Origin of the sequence: Paraburkholderia flagellata (genome assembly GCF_021390645.1) — a bacterium.
GTDB lineage: Bacteria > Pseudomonadota > Gammaproteobacteria > Burkholderiales > Burkholderiaceae > Paraburkholderia > Paraburkholderia flagellata.
Window position 1 is genome coordinate 288484 of record NZ_JAJEJT010000005.1, and the last position, 14372, is coordinate 302855.

Here is a 14372-nt window from a genome sequence, read left to right on the forward strand (position 1 = left end):
GGCGGCAGCCCGATGTCGGAAACAATGCGATCATTTTCGCTTGCGAAAAGCGTTTGGCGTCACGCCGGTGAATCGCTTGAAGAATCGCGTGAAATACGCAGGCTCCGTGAAGCCCAGGAAATCGGATACCTGATTGATATTGAGTGCGGTGTAGGTGAGACTGCGCTTGGCCTCTAGCAGCAATCGCTGATGGACGAGGGCGAGGGCGCTTTTTCCGGCTATTCGTTGACAAACCATATTCAAATACACCGGTGTCACGCCTAAGCGTTCGGCGTAGCGGCTGATTGGATAATGTTCGCGGTAGTGTTTTTCGATCAGACCGGAGAACGCCCTAAGGTAGGCTTGGCCACGATCCTGAAGTTCGCCCCTTTCCTCGCCTTGCTGATCCTGACGACTGACCCATACGACGAGCGCGCTCACGAGCGACCGGAGCATCAGGTCCCTTGAAGGCGCGGGAAGGCCGTATTCCTGATTCAACCGGCCGCACAGCGTGTTCAGGTAAGGCAGGTCGTCGCCGACCGAATAACAGCCCGGGTGCTCGAGCACGCGGCGCGGCGCGTCGATTTGCTGCTGAAGCCAGTTCATCAACGGCGCGGCGACAGTCACCACGTATCCGTCGACTTCCGGAGAGAACTGGAAGCCGTGCACGCACATTGGCGGGACGACCTGGACCGATGGCGTGTTTATCCTTGTCTTCTCGCCCTCAATTTCGAGTTCCGCCACGCCTTTCTGAACGTACAGAATTTGCGCGAGGTCCGCGTGCCGGTGCTGCCGGATTTCCCAGTCGTGAAGGCTGCTTCGTTCGGGTATCGACTCGCAGTGCAGCAAATCGAGCGTGCTCCAGTCCGGCCCTTCGCCGTATAACTTGAAAACGGGGATGTCGTGCTGCGCCGGATGTTTCATGAATTCATCACCTGGTCATCGGCTCGTATGGGACTTTCTAAAAGTCCAATTTTAATCGAAGAAATTGCCTTATCAGCGCTGCATATTTCTAGAAAAATGCAATTCAACCGTGGCGCCAGTTATTGGGGCTCAAAGAGCAAAGTAGAAGTCACGGCGTAGAGGAATACAGGAGACATCGGTCATGAAGACCAGAGTAGCGATCATCGGCGCCGGGCCGTCCGGCCTGCTTTTGGGACAGTTGTTGCACAAGGCGGGCATCGACAACGTCATCCTCGAACGTCAAAGCGGCGAATACGTGCTTGGCCGAATCCGTGCGGGCGTGCTCGAGCAGGGCATGGTCGACCTGATGCGCGAAGCGGGCGTGAGCGAGCGTATGGATGCGGAAGGGTTGGTCCACGACGGCATCGAGCTCGTGTTCGGTGGGCGACGTGACCGGATCGACCTGAAGCAGCTCACGGGGGGCTCGTCGGTGCTGGTGTACGGCCAGACCGAAGTGACGCGCGATTTGATGGCGGCGCGCGAGGCAAGCGGCGCGACCACGATCTACGAAGCGGCCAATGTTCAGTTGCACGACGTGAAAGGCGAAGCGCCTTACGTCACATTCGAAAAGAACGGCGAGACATACCGTCTGGATTGCGATTACATCGCGGGCTGCGATGGCTTTCATGGCGTTTCGCGCAAGACGATCCCTGCGGAAGTGCTCACGCATTACGAGCGCGTCTATCCGTTTGGCTGGCTCGGCATGCTGTCCGATACTCCGCCTGTCAATCACGAACTGATTTACGCACATCACGAGCGCGGCTTTGTGCTGTGCAGCCAGCGTTCGACGACTCGCAGCCGTTACTACCTGCAAGTGCCGTTGACCGAGAAAGTCGAGGACTGGTCCGACGAACGCTTCTGGGATGAGCTGAAAACGCGCTTGCCACAAGACGTGGCGGAGAAGATCGTCACAGGTCCCTCGCTCGAGAAGAGCATCGCGCCGCTGCGCAGCTATGTGGTTGAGCCGATGCAGTACGGCAAGCTGTTTCTCGTTGGTGACGCGGCGCATATCGTGCCGCCGACCGGCGCGAAGGGCTTGAATCTCGCCGCAAGCGACGTGAGCACGCTGTATCGGATTTTGAATCGCGTCTACCGCGACGGCCGTACCGATCTGCTGGAAAAGTATTCGCAGATCGCGCTGCGCCGCGTGTGGAAGGCAGAACGTTTCTCGTGGTTCATGACGAACCTCCTGCACGAGTTTTCGGACCGCGATGCCTTCGACAAGCGCATGCAGCGCACCGACTACGATTACTACACGACTTCCGATGCCGGCCTCAAGACGATCGCGGAAAACTACGTTGGTTTGCCATACGAACCGATTGAATGAAGCAGCAGTGATGTGCGCTTGATTGGCACGCGCCGCTCATGAGGGTGTATCTCGGGGTGCGCCGCCTGGTATCCCGAGATCCCGCATCCAACTTTTCAGCGGACGAATTTCGCCAGAAAAGGACGATTACCCCAAATCCGGCTGTCGGTATCGAGTAGTTGGCCACGAAGTGACCCTCAATATACTTGCCCGCCCCCCCTGCACGTCGTCGATATAAAACGCGGCCAGTGCGATGACGGGCGCTGCGGTATTGTTTTTGGCACCCGAGACTAATCCGGCGGTGGTAACCGGTATGAGGACCGTGGTATTTACAGGGACGATACTAAAGTCACCGGCCATTGAACCGGTCGCGATGTAGACGTTGTCACCAATCGCTACTGGATTCGGATTCCCGCTCGTAATCAGTGTGCGCATGGCCGAAGCGTTCAAATTGCTTGGCCCCGAGCTAAACCCAATCCACTGTCCCGCCTGACACGAACTCCCAAACGTCTGGTTGGCGTTGCCGATCTGGAATTCTACCGGCACCCCCCCGAAGTGACTGGCGAATTCGTGGCCGGATTCCAGTACTGGTTGTACACGCACTGATCCATCACCATTGGAAACAGCGCTCCTGCGGGCACCCCCGTGGGCGGCGAGATGACGGCGACGGACGTTGCACTGGCGTTCGCCGTTGGCACTCCCAGGAATTCGGCGAGGAGCAGCTTGACCACGGTATTGCTCGTGCCACTGCGCGTCACGGTCACCTTGACCGCGGGTTCTGGCAGGTAGGTACTCGTGGGCGTCGGGGCGGTCGCGCCCGGTGCGACTAGTGTCGGATTCGCTGAGGCGACGTCCCAGAGCTCGGACAGCCAGCGGCGGTAGTCCTCACGCATGGCGAGGTTTTTAAGGTCGTCTGTCATGCATTGCAAGCGTCGCGCCGCCGATCGGTGCCGTCAAGGCTTGATTATCCGGTTGGCACCATGCGACCCGCAACCCTGTTCGTCGTGGTGTGAGGATTCAAATTCTAACACCAGACCCCAATTAAAAAGTCGAATCTTGGCACCTATGGCACGGTGTTGCGTCGGTTTGGATTTTCAGGTTTTGTTATATTTCAACGGGGAAGGCGGCCGAGTTATCCACAGGATATGGCCGTTTTAACAAGTTCCCCGTTGCGCATCGCCAACCGGGACTGTTGTTGCGCCGAGTATTACCAGACGACGCAACACGATACTCACCAAGAGCGATCAATGACGGCCGTCGTGTTGCGCACGATCTAGCTGGTTTGCGATCTGGGGCCGACGCCGAGTTGCCACAGCATGTCGATGTTTTTCAGGTACAGGGCAACTTTCTCGGGCGGAGCGTGGATGATCGCATGCCCATCTTCACCAACGCCGGCCACGTGTGCGGTCCACGGGTCTTCCAGGCATTGGCACATGTCGCTGATGTCGTCGCGATACTGCTGCAGCTTTTCCGGATCCCAATCGCTTACCAGATCGGACGCCAGGAGAATCGTTAGCGTGCCTTTCCGCTCACCGATATACCGCACGGGGGAGAGTAGCCCGCCGACGTAAAGCATCATGACGGCGTCGATCACGCGGTCGTCGTGATCTTCATCCCAGATGACCGCGAAGTCGAGGAAGGCGCACCGGTCGATTCTGTTCAGGAACTCGTCGTGCCATACCGGCACCCGAAGCACCGAGTAGTGGGTTCCGCGACCCAGGTTGCCGACTGGGCGGGTTTCATCGTGTAGCGTCTGGAAGAACGGGCAATAGGACATCAAACGCTCCTTTCGGGAGAGAAGCGGCTTCCGCCGCGGAACCTCAGCCATTTCGTAGCTGGGGTGTCGAGCAAACACTATCACACCGCTGGGATGGTCATCGTCGCTTTGTGTCTGCGCGGCGTTCTGATTCGGCCGGCGGCATCGCCGATACCGGCGCAGCAGGTATCGCGCCGAGGGCGGCGAGCTTGTCGCGCGCCTCCCGATGGTGCTCATAGAATTTCGCCCACTTGCTGAAGCCACCGAGTTCGCCGACAGCACGCAGCATGGCGAGGTGAGAGGCGGTAAGCAACTGCACGGTAGCTTCGAGCTCTGCGATGCGCATGTCCTTGTCGGCCAGCGACGCAGCCGTGTCGGCGCCGGAACGTTTCGCGATCCGGCCGCGCCAGCGCCTGTACGCTGACTGCCGCTGCTGATACTCGGCAAGCAGGCGACTGCGAGACTCGCTGCGGGTAATAGACGATGCCGCATTGATGGTCGGATGCAACCGGGCAACAGCGCGCGCCGTAATGTCTTCGTCTTCAGCCAGCAGCGTCTCAAGAATCTCGCGCATCTGCTCGTCGCCGTGCAATATCGATTCGCCGGGTTCAGTCATCAAGTACTCCTCGTTGTGGCGGTATGGAGAGGTCGATGCCTTCCGGGAAGGGGTGTTTGCCAGGTGGCGTCGCGAGCAGCTTCTGAACACCGGCCAGCCGCTTTTCGGCGTGCTCAAGCTGGTTCTTCCAGCCGAAGCTCGTTGAGGGGCGGCCCTTGATCGTTTCCAGCGCCAGCTTAAGCTTGCCTTCGAGACGGACGAGGTTCTGCCGGTGCTCCGGGAGGTCGGTTGCCGAGAGATGACGACAGTCGGCGAAGCACTCGAGATGTCTGGGGCAAGGGTCGACTGTGAACGAGTTCAGGCAGTGCCCATAGGGTGTGGCATGGAATCCGTCAGCTTCAGCACGCAGGTATTCGTACGCGGCCATGTCGCCTTCAGCGACCTGGATGCGCCGGAACGCATCAACGACCGGCCCAGAAGCCTTGCGAACCTTGATGAGCTTCGCCACCGTGGTGGCTTTCTCACCCAGCATTAATTCGATATCCTGTGGAATTTCAATATGATCAAGATCCTCGGCAAGACTACGATGGTCGTACTCGTAACTCTGTGCGACGCTGCGTCGATTGAACCGCTTCGAGATGATCGTGTCGGCAACGCCCAAACGGAACAACTCGGTATTCTGCAGATGGCGCAGCATATGTGATTCCAGCTTCAATGTCCGGTCATCATCGTTCTGACCGTACTTCTCGAAGAGCGATGGGAGTTTCCTGTCGTCCCCAAGTGCAAGCCCGATGAACCAGGGGTCTGGCCGATTGACTGCCATGTAGCGAGTCACATCGCACAGACCATCATTGCGTTCTTCCGTGAGCGCGCGCTTGGGCTGTACAAACAGGAATTCCCACGGTTGAACCACACCAGATGCCAGAGGTAAAGGAGCGAGGTCGGATACCTTCGTTGGTATCGTACGCCTGATATGCTCTTCGAGTTCGCGGACGTGGAGATACGTTGTATGCCAGTCCATCCGTTCGGCGAGATCAATCGGTGAACCGTCGCCATGCCGGAAACGAAGGTACGTCTCGCCATTGCACATCGCTGTCTTCAGGCGATTTCCGAACATGTAGACAGCCATGTCGAGGGTGCGATTGCCGCCGCGCCAACGGTCGTGCTGATACTCATGCAAGTCATCAAGGACGGCGGGATCGAACCCAGCCCGATAGCGTTCGATGAATGCTCCTCTCTCAATTTTCAACCAGAACGGGTTGCCCGTGAGGCGAGGGTAGATTTCGGTCACAGGTACGACGGTGTCGGGCGGGTACCAAGGCAGCAGCCGTCCCGTTTCACATTGCAACTTCAACGTGGTGCGCAGGGGCTCCGTAATCGTCGCTACGTGGTCGAGGGTCTGAGTCAGCAGCGTACGGAACATCTCCGGTACCGGCTGGGTGCCCTCGCACAGGACGCGGCTGTCGGCCTCGCCGTCCTGCTGCTTCTCTGCGAAGTGGCGGATCATCAAGGACGTCGAGATTCCGCCAGACCGTCCGGCTGGCCGCCCCTTCGAATCCAGGTACGTTCGCTCCCGCTTCCAGTCGAGCGGCAGCAGCGCGACTTCGCCTGCGCGCATCCCGGTCACGATCAGGACTCGCATGGCTGCGAAGCGCACGGCGTCGATGAACGTCTGCGGCTTCTCTGTCATCACGATACGTGTCAGTTCCCAGAACGCGCGTCGCTCAGGCAGACGTTCGTTGCGTTTGCGAGCCTCCAGATCGTCGCGGAGTCTTTCCTGCGACCAAAGATGTTTTGCCTTGATCGCACTTTTGCTTTTCATCCGCGGAACAGCGAGCGCAGGATACAACGGCCCCGCGTCGCAGATGTGTTGCGCGTCGAGCACGACCCTGACGATACCAACAACCAAGTCCCCCAGCTTCCCCGAGAGCTGGACAGCCTTGCCAATGCGAACAGCAACGTGGAGGTCGTCAACGGTTAGCGACCAAGGCTCCTTGTCCGCGCATGTTGCAATAAGTCGCAGGGGACGCGCGACGCATGCAGCTACATGTTCGGTCGTGTTACGCCTGAACAGTAGCTGCTCTGCGACCGCCGCCTTGACCAGATCCTGCCATGCGTCCGACAGCGGCTTCTTTTCTACCGGCACCAACCCTCGCGCTGCACGCTCCGCATTCACGAGTGCCAGTGCCTTTGTCTCCGCGCCAAGATCTCGCAGATAGTGAGTTTTTGGCGGCACATCGCCGGCGGCAGCGGTAAGATTCCATCCCCGCCCGTCCCGGGCAGCTCCCGTTTCGTCCAGGGGCATTTCCCAGCGCAGCCCTCTTTCGGACGCGAGCGTCTTGCCCAGCTCGATATACGCAAGGTAGTGACGATTCATCGGCTCTCGTCCTCAAGCTCGCCAATGACCATCTGGATTTCGGCGATCGTGCGCTGCAACTGGAGATAGGTCGGAGATTGGGCGTCGCCACGCGAGCTTTGCTCGAAGAACATGACCACCTCGCGCATCGAGGCCAGCACGCTCTCATGCATTGCCCTGTCATGCAAGGGCATGAACTTCCTGCAGCCGTAGCATGACGTCACCGGGTTGTAGGGGCACGCTGGCTGTCCCGACGTGCAGCCGCCGATACCTGCGATCGGGATGCCGTGAGGCACACCGGCGATTTGCTGCTCACCCTTGAGCAAGGTGAGCTCTTCCGGGGAGATGAACCGGTCGTGCGCGAACTTTGCGACGCGTCGATAGACATCCGATGCACCCAGCGCCCGGTTGACACGCTCCGCGTGGGAGGCTGAAGTCCTGAAGTAGACCAATCCGGTCTGCACGTATGAATGCCCCAGGAACTCGGCAAGTTCTTCGTGGCTCGCGCCCGCGTCAACCAGCCTCTGGGCTGCCGTATGTCGCAGGTCCGTGGCCGTGCCAAGCTCTTCCGAACCGATCAATTTCCTCACGAGAGAGGCGATTCGCGATCCCGTTTCGTAGTTCGACCGGACAGGGAAGAGACGCCCGGAATTCGCATCGTCCCTGGCAGTCCATCGCGCGTCGATGGCAACGAAGATCGGAGCCCATTCGCGCTTGACCCGGCGCGTCAGCGGTTTTTTCTTCGAGCCGTTGCGCTGCTTGGCCATGTGGAAGGTCAGGTGAACCGTGGGCAGTCCCTCCGGGGTATCCTCCCAGATCCGCACATTTCTCCTGGCGAGCATCGCTATCTGGATCGGACGCATACCGAACTGGTACGCGCACAGCAACATGCCCGCGTCGCAAATGTCGTCGAATGATACCGATGGCACCGATGATACGGCGAGAGTGGCGGCCATTTCGTCCAGATATCGCACGATTGCAGCTTCTTCGTCGGCGCCGAGAAATACGTCTCCCGAGCGGACGCCAGCGTGCGCGTCACGGGTAGGCAAGGGTAGAGCCGTGTGAAGGTAGGCGCGGTATTCGACTGACCATCCAAACAGGCGATACGTACATAGCAGATGGAGCAAGCACTTCGCGCACAGATACACGTGCACAGGCATGCACCGGGCTCGCAAGGCGGCCCAGACAGGACCGATACCAGCGGGGCCCGCACGCAAGAGGGCTACCACGTCAGCTGCGTTCAGGTGATGGGCATAGGAGACGTAAAGCGCGGCCGTTGCAACGCTCAGGTCCTGCCCGAGAATGGCAATAAAGACGTGCTTGAAGACGAATGCACGTTGCGCATCCAGCCGCGAGAAGTCAACGTTGACGCGATTGCCGTTAATCAGCAATTCGAACACTGGCTGCTCGAGCGGAGCCCGGATGGAACGGGGCCGGTCGTTGAAGTCGTCGTAGTAACGGATGACTGGTGGCAGGTCCGGCAGTTCCGCGCAAAGTATCTCGATGACGTCATCCGCCTCTTGCCCCTGGAACGAGCTTTTTGTTGCCGGAAACCTGCTCATCTAGTGCCCCTTGGGAAGCGCGCGCAACAAGGCTATGCGGTCGTCGAACGCGTCGTTCCACACGCCAGCCAGGCGATCTTCGAATACTGCCCGCGCATACCGCGATGGCATCGAGGATGTCTTGGACCAGCCGAAGAAGGTGCGCAGTTTCTGGATCGCTTCGTCCATCGCATCGCCTTGTTCGAGCAGCTGATGGAGCCGCACGGCAGCAGACGTGTGGCGAAGATCGTGCGGAGTGACAGATTCCTTGCCCGTGCGTTCTTTCAGTTCCTTCAGGACAGGCGCAGGCAAGCAACGTGAGACCTGCGCAAACATCTTTGTCAATGCCTCCGTCGACAGCGGCAAGCCAGCCTGGGAGTTGAGCAGAAACGAATGCTGCGGTCGGCCACGATAGTTTTCCGCGTACGATTGCACCAAGCTCGCGGTCAATTCACTGACCGGAACCTGACGGATCGAATGCGCGGTCTTGATGCCAGGTTTCGAGTAACGCGGGTCATCGTTCAGGTCCTCGTACTCGTTTTCCTGAACGTTGAGCCAGTATCGCGTTCGGCCTTGCCTGTCGTCGTAGGCACTCTTTATCGCGTCGACAGGTAACAGCAGGATTTCGCCGCGACGCAGTCCCTGATGCAGCATCAATACAAACGCGATGAAGGCACGCCAGCGGGTCTGCTCACGCGCGAACGGACTCCCGGATGATTCGGGATCCAGAATTTCGTACAGCGCCTTGACCGTGCTCGCCGGCAATGAACGGACGGCCTCGATCGACCTGACTCTGCGAACGTGAAGCTGGCTGTAAAGCGTCGAAAGCCGGGTCAGCTGTTTTTCAATGCGCCGAATTCTGTCGTCAGCAGCCTGACTCCTGGACACCCACGTCACAATTGCTGTGACGAACGCCAAGCCGGTCTGCCAACGCTTTTCATCTATGGCGGTGCCGTCAGGCTGATTGCGGATCGATACGAACCATGACTCAAGAATCTCGGCCAGCACCTCGTCGTTCAGCGTTCCCAGCGCGACGTCCAGCGACGCCTCGCCGCGAAGCTGGTCGGCGTGTTGATACAGGTTTTCGATGTAGCGTAGCGCCTTGACGTGCGTCGAATCGGCCAACTGAGCCGACGACATGGCCGACCAGACTGCAGCCCAGTACCGGGGCAAACCGTATTGATCCACCAGAACCGGGCCTCGCAGCCCAGGCGGCACAGAGGCATCTGACAGTCGTATAAGCATTCGTGCGTCCGCTCAATTGCGCAACGCCAAAAGATACCATTTATCAGATGTATGTTGTGGTCATAAGACCCTGAAATGCCGCCGAGCCGCAACGGCTGTAAACATACTAGCTAATGCGATAAATAACCTTATGTTAAATTGGATTATTTTGTGATCGATCCCTTGATATTCCGATCGGCGCTCTCAACTAATTGCCCCCCATGAGCTTGAGAGAATGCACCAAACGATCGAATTGCTGATGGAGAACGAAAAGCCTGTTGGCGAATACTTTGCCGCCGCCAAGCAGCGCTGGTCCGAGATTCTGGCCGATATCACGGAGGTCTCCGTCGAAGAGCTTGCGGAGCGCCTGACCCGCGAACAATTCTGGTTTGAGCACCACTGCGGCGGCCGCTGGGTCGGCCAGGAAGTCATGGTCTGGAGCGGCTTTGCGTCGATCTACGCCACGACCGAAGGGTATGACTGCGAAGGTCTCACCCGCCGCGAGGCAGCGAAACTCGCGCAGGCGTTCGCCCGCAGCATGGTCAGCGTTGAGGTCAGGGCGAAGCGCGCGACGCCGCGACGTCCTACCACCTCGAAATTGAGAACGGCCTCTACGTCTAAAAGCGGAAGATCGCCTTGCCGTAAAAAAGCCCGCTCGAAGCGGGCTTTTCTAAATTGGTGCGTGATCGCGCAGAGGACAGTCTTATCGGGCTGTCGCGAGCAGCGTGACGACGTTCGGTGCCGCAAAGCTAACCGCCGCAATCGTGCCCACGACAACGACCGCCAACAACGCTTTCTGCGATGGGCTAAAACGAGCGATCAGTGACATTGTGGCCCTCCTTGAGAGGTATGAATCACGAGTAACAGTGCCAAGGTTACCACACTGACGACCAGAGAACTCCCGAACGCGAGGATACGCCCGTTGCGCTTCCTGCCGGTGCTGATAGTGTGATCGGGCTTGTCAGTCTTGATGGAACCCGCGGCGGCGATCAGACCGCCCAGCACGAGAAGAATCCAGACGCCGGTGTGCATGCCGCCATACTCGGCCGCCGGAAAGCAGTGCTGCAAGTGGTCGATTTCAAGCAACGCCGCTGCGCACCACCCCACCGAAACATAGCCTAGCTGCCCGTCAATATATGGGTCGGCCAAACTGATATCACGGTCCCCTTCCGTTATTTTCTCCATGCCGATCATGATCGCGGCACCGATGCCTGGCGCGAGCGCCGGCACGACAACGTTGACCATGAACCAGCCAGTCTCAATCTGCATCAGCCCTCCATAGCAAGTTTGAGCTCGTGCTTGAAGCTCTCCGCTTCAGCGCGCGTATCGACCCAGATCATCCCGTCGTAGAGCGCCTGAAGTTCACGGAAGCTTCGACCCATCGCGACTTCCCTGACGCTATCTTCGAGACCGAACAATGGCGCAGCAGCACCGTTGTCGAGATATTCCCAGAACACATAGTCAAGACGCAGGTGGCGCAGTTGGTTGCGCACGAGATCCTTTGCGAACGGGGTGTAGTCAGCGCGCAAGGCTTCTTTCCAGCCAAGCAGCACTGCGTCGTCAATGGTCGAATGGGTGTCGAGCGCCCAGAGGACTGCGGCGCGACGGGCGCTCGAAAGCGGCGCAAGCAGGACGCGTAGGTCGCCCAGCGTGAAATTCTTCTTGTTCATGTGCTTCTCCAATAATGGGGCACATGATAGCGGCGCGGTTTACCCACTGTCGAGCGACCTTCAGTCTAGAAAGTCAAGAATCTCCTCCAGGAAGGTGGACACACTTATTGGCAAGAAGAAAGCGAGTCCAACCGCAATCCCCACCCATTCCTCAATATGGAAGTGACCCAATATGGCGGCAATCGCGAAGGCCATGAACAAGCCAGCCGCAGACGACGCTAACTTCAAGTAGACATCCCGGAACTTTGAGAAGAAACCCGCGTCCTCATCCCCCTTCCGTTGCAGAATAACCCATGTCGACGCGCCTATCGCCGCTGCCGCGGCTGCCAATCCGACTGCAGACCTGAGGTGCTCGTCGAACTGGTCAGTGGCCACATTTGTCATCGCCAGCAAAGTTGCAATTGCGACGCCCGTTGAGCCCAACAGGAGCTTTTCGAGGAAGCTGTCAAGTCTTTCGTCTTTAGCCATACCGCTCTCCCGAACGCAGTTATCGAATATTGGTGTGTGACATTGTGAATACAAACCCGGCACATGCCGGATTTGTAGAGTGAGGCTATGTGACATTTATAACGCTTCGCAGGGGCCGCTCGCAGCGCGCGACTAGCAGGGTTCGACCGCCCGCCCGTTGCGCATGCAAGGCTCAACATGCAGGCCATCTGGCCACGCGAGTGCGAACACCAAACGATCCCACACGCCCAGTTCCGTCACCTCCTTGCCGCAGCGGTTAACCACTTTGAACCGCGGCACAAACCGCCCTCCTTCGGGCGCGTAGCAGATGATCGAAACGACCCCGACTTATGCGTGAGCCACGCGACGCTGCGGTCTGTCGCATGGTGTCGCGTGAACGTCTGAGGATCGTCCCGCATCGCGTCGGCGAATGCTTTCACGGTGGGCTGCACCAGCCCGAGCGCAACAAGCATCCGTTCAATGGCTCTCATGCGGCAGCCCCTTGCGCTTTCGCTTCACTCGCGGCCACCGTCATCGTGGTGATGCCGGCTAGCGCGGTGATATTGAGCAGCGGCACTTCCTTGCCCACTGCGCCGAGCATGCGCACACCACCCATGCCGTTGAAGTTGACCTGCGTCGTCCACGGGAACGGCGACGCTGCACGAATCTCGGCAATGCTAACGGCCTTCATGCTGCCACCTTCTCGAGCTCGGCCGGCACGCCACCGCGCGATGCGTTGTCGAACTGCTCGAACACACTCTCCAGGCTGTCGGCTTCGGACTTGTCGATGCGATACCCTGCTTCGACCATGCGCGGCAGGAACAGCGAGTGCAGATCGTTGCTCGGCGAGGGCTTCATGATCGAGTTGAAGCGCACCGCCCAGACGCGACCGAGGAAGTCTTCGGGGTTCGCGTCGATAGCGTCACACAGCTTTTCGTTCTTCACGGTCACATCGACGCGCAGCAGACCATCGGACGTTTCCATCGTGATCGAGCCCGCGCGCCCTTCGTTCTTCGTGCTGTCCTTGCCCGCGACGATGCCCTTCGAGATCAGGTCCACGTCCACTTCGAGCTTGAGCTTTACGACATCCGGGTTGCCGCTGTCGGTGTCCTTCCAGAAGCCGGCGCCGTTCTTGAGGACGGTCCCCTCTTTGCCTTGCAGTTGCAGTTCGTTGCAGTGGGCATAGGCTTCAGCGAGCGAATGGACGATGCGCGTCGGGATGATACGCACCGAGGGCGCGACGCCGACCACACCACCGGCCGCAGCCAGCTGCATCAGCAGTGCCTTGAAACGCTAGCGATAACCGACCTCGTATTTGCCCTTCGGCACAACTGCGCTCAGCGGGATTTGATCCCACGCCTGGAACACCGGCTGCTCGTTCTCCTCGAACGCACCGCCCGCGGACACGCGGTTGATGATGCCATTGCCGATCTCACGCGAGGCGATCACACCGTCCACCAGGACCACGATCTCGCCGTGCGTCTGCGTGCCCCGACTTATGCGCTTGAACAACTCAGCCGATTGCGGCGTGAGGAACGTCATGAGGCGCTGCACTTCGTCGCGCGCGGCGTTGCCGGTGAGCTCGCGCTTGGCGAGGTGTTCGAGCGTCTCCCAGATCGGCGCGTTCTCGAACGTGTTGGCGCCCGGTGCAGCACCGTCGATGCGATCGGGCACCTGGCGCATGCCGTAGGTCGTCAGTGGATCGAGCGCCGCCATGAGCACGCCGCTTGAACGTGTCGAAAGCGAGGAACTGCTTCACGAGCGCCTGCTTCTCGTTCTTGCTGCTGGTCGCGGCGATTTTCTCGATGGCGGCGAATGCCTGGTCCGAAGTCATGTGAGTCATAAGTGATTTATCGCTGTTGTTAAACCTGTTGGGCTTGCCTCTCGCGTTGCATCCGGCGCGCAGCTTCGAGCGGCGACTCCCCTGCGCGGAGTTGGAGTCTGGGTGCGGCCCCTGTCCTGGTGGCCCGGGTTACGGCCGGAGCGGGAGCGGCGGGCGTCATAGGCGTAGCCGTCTGACAGTTAGTTGCGTTACAGGATGAAGGGGCGACACCCTTCGTGCGTTGCTCAATCATCGGGTTGAGCACGGCGGCGTGAATGTTGCCGTCGAACTCGTATGCGGGCTTCTGGGGCTTCACGCACGGCCCGCATGCCCTTTCGGATGCAGCGGTCGATGGCCTGCTCTGCCCAGTTGTCGGAGAGGCGGCAGGTGCGCGGTGCGGCCCGCAGTTCACGGCCCTCGGTGGCGAGGTAATGCGCTTGTTCACGGAACTCCGGTCCCATGGCTCGGCCACGTCCGTGTAGTAGGAGCCCTGCTGGGCGAACCAGCCCGAGCCGCCGCGCAGCCAGAGGATGCCGCCGAACGCCTTGAACTCGTCCTCCACCGACCCGTCATCGTTCAACATGTGCTTCGTGCGCCACACCGATGCCCTCCATCGGGTCGAAGTGAGGCATCCATGACGGGCGCCAGCCCTTGAATCCAGTGCGGTCGCTTTCCTGGCAGACGAATTTACGGACGATGATTTGGTGTTGCTGTGGTTGGTTGCGATGAGGGAATTGTCGAGACGCCTGCAC

16 protein-coding genes are annotated in these 14372 nt (G+C 59.4%); 3 read left to right on the plus strand and 13 right to left on the minus strand.

What is annotated here, in order from left to right:
* Positions 1-30 precede the first annotated feature (30 nt).
* The gene (locus L0U83_RS37775; RefSeq protein ID WP_233889689.1) at positions 31-903 is read right to left on the minus strand and encodes a helix-turn-helix domain-containing protein; all 873 of its coding nucleotides are present in this window, start codon (positions 901-903) and stop codon (positions 31-33) included.
* A 181-nt stretch (positions 904-1084) separates the two neighbouring features.
* Between L0U83_RS37775 and pobA the strand changes: the two genes are divergently transcribed.
* On the plus strand, positions 1085-2269 hold the full coding sequence (gene pobA / locus L0U83_RS37780) for a 4-hydroxybenzoate 3-monooxygenase (RefSeq protein WP_233889690.1): 1185 nt from the start codon (positions 1085-1087) through the stop codon (positions 2267-2269).
* A gap of 515 nt (positions 2270-2784) precedes the next feature.
* Here the strand turns inward: pobA and L0U83_RS37785 are convergent.
* The 6 genes from L0U83_RS37785 to L0U83_RS37810 form a co-directional block, all read right to left on the minus strand.
* Entirely contained in the window at positions 2785-3168 is a 384-nt protein-coding gene (locus tag L0U83_RS37785; protein WP_233889691.1) for a TadG family pilus assembly protein, read from the minus strand.
* Positions 3169-3521: 353 nt separating this feature from the next.
* Entirely contained in the window at positions 3522-4025 is a 504-nt protein-coding gene (locus L0U83_RS37790) for a hypothetical protein (protein WP_233887971.1), read from the minus strand.
* Between the two features lie 97 nt (positions 4026-4122).
* A complete protein-coding gene (locus L0U83_RS37795; RefSeq protein WP_233887970.1) occupies positions 4123-4620 on the minus strand; it encodes a hypothetical protein in 498 nt (165 codons plus the stop codon).
* Positions 4613-6937, minus strand: coding sequence for a hypothetical protein (locus L0U83_RS37800; protein WP_233887969.1), 2325 nt, complete (start codon positions 6935-6937; stop codon positions 4613-4615). Before L0U83_RS37800 ends, L0U83_RS37795 begins: the two co-directional genes overlap by 8 nt.
* Complete coding sequence (locus L0U83_RS37805; RefSeq protein ID WP_233887968.1) at positions 6934-8478, minus strand: site-specific integrase; 1545 nt, start codon at positions 8476-8478, stop codon at positions 6934-6936. Before L0U83_RS37805 ends, L0U83_RS37800 begins: the two co-directional genes overlap by 4 nt.
* Positions 8479-9597, minus strand: coding sequence for a tyrosine-type recombinase/integrase (locus L0U83_RS37810; protein WP_233887967.1), 1119 nt, complete (start codon positions 9595-9597; stop codon positions 8479-8481).
* Positions 9598-9916: 319 nt separating this feature from the next.
* Here L0U83_RS37810 and L0U83_RS37815 point away from each other — a divergent pair, with 319 nt between their 5' ends.
* A complete protein-coding gene (locus L0U83_RS37815; protein WP_233889692.1) occupies positions 9917-10507 on the plus strand; it encodes a hypothetical protein in 591 nt (196 codons plus the stop codon).
* On the opposite strand, the gene L0U83_RS37820 is transcribed toward L0U83_RS37815, so the two are convergent.
* From L0U83_RS37820 to L0U83_RS37845, 6 genes are all read right to left on the minus strand, one after another.
* On the minus strand, positions 10501-10950 hold the full coding sequence (locus tag L0U83_RS37820; protein ID WP_233889693.1) for a hypothetical protein: 450 nt from the start codon (positions 10948-10950) through the stop codon (positions 10501-10503). The genes L0U83_RS37815 and L0U83_RS37820 overlap by 7 nt on opposite strands.
* Positions 10950-11351 (minus strand): hypothetical protein, encoded by a 402-nt coding sequence (locus L0U83_RS37825; protein ID WP_233889696.1) that lies wholly within the window; start codon positions 11349-11351, stop codon positions 10950-10952. The genes L0U83_RS37820 and L0U83_RS37825 overlap by 1 nt, the downstream gene beginning before the upstream one ends.
* A 60-nt stretch (positions 11352-11411) precedes the next feature.
* Positions 11412-11819, minus strand: coding sequence for a hypothetical protein (locus L0U83_RS37830; RefSeq protein ID WP_233889699.1), 408 nt, complete (start codon positions 11817-11819; stop codon positions 11412-11414).
* A gap of 466 nt (positions 11820-12285) precedes the next feature.
* Positions 12286-12489, minus strand: a complete 204-nt coding sequence (locus L0U83_RS37835) for a hypothetical protein (RefSeq protein WP_233889701.1) — start codon at positions 12487-12489, stop codon at positions 12286-12288.
* Positions 12486-13073, minus strand: coding sequence for a hypothetical protein (locus L0U83_RS37840; RefSeq protein WP_233889704.1), 588 nt, complete (start codon positions 13071-13073; stop codon positions 12486-12488). The genes L0U83_RS37835 and L0U83_RS37840 overlap by 4 nt, the downstream gene beginning before the upstream one ends.
* Positions 13074-13091: 18 nt before the next feature.
* Positions 13092-13514 (minus strand): hypothetical protein, encoded by a 423-nt coding sequence (locus L0U83_RS37845; protein WP_233889705.1) that lies wholly within the window; start codon positions 13512-13514, stop codon positions 13092-13094.
* Here L0U83_RS37845 and L0U83_RS40650 point away from each other — a divergent pair.
* Positions 13513-13647 carry a hypothetical protein gene (locus tag L0U83_RS40650; protein ID WP_267939774.1) on the plus strand — a complete coding sequence of 45 codons (135 nt, stop codon included), beginning with the start codon at positions 13513-13515 and terminating at the stop codon, positions 13645-13647. The genes L0U83_RS37845 and L0U83_RS40650 overlap by 2 nt on opposite strands.
* The last annotated feature ends 725 nt before the right edge of the window (positions 13648-14372 follow it).